The organism is Lentisalinibacter sediminis (assembly GCF_040706615.1).
Classification (GTDB): domain Bacteria; phylum Pseudomonadota; class Gammaproteobacteria; order Steroidobacterales; family Woeseiaceae; genus Lentisalinibacter; species Lentisalinibacter sediminis.
The window spans coordinates 1-390 of sequence record NZ_JAPDRF010000016.1 but is presented as its reverse complement, the minus strand read 5'-3'; the positions used below and the strand labels follow the sequence as shown (position 1 = coordinate 390).

The 390-nt window shown below is 56.4% G+C and carries 1 pseudogene; it reads right to left on the bottom strand.

Features of this window, described 5'->3' with window-relative positions:
• Positions 1-390, bottom strand: a pseudogene (locus ACJMKX_RS17975) (hypothetical protein); the annotation flags it as partial.

The window sequence follows — 390 nt, the reverse complement described above, 5'->3', positions numbered from 1 at the left end:
CATTAGCCGAGATAGCCAGAGACACGAAGTTGTTAACCGTGCTCGTCTGGTGACCCGGATTGGTGACCATTGGCGGCACAGGCTCCTGGCTCGGGTCGTATATACGGATTCCTGTGAAACGCGAATCGCTACCTATCCCGGCATCGTCATCATTGGCGATAGTCAGTCGCATCCCCGTGCCCGTGTAGTACTGACCAACCGGAATGACGAAGGTCTGGGCGCCTGATCCGTTGTAAGAATAATCGCGTATGCCCCAGTTCTGCGTGCCCCACAGTGTAAATATGCGTGAAGCCGCCGCACTCGTGGTGTCGCTGTCCGTAAAGCCGATCCCGTGAATCTCACCCTCCTGACTGCTCTCGAAGGTAAACTCCAGCATCGTCGTCGGCGTGA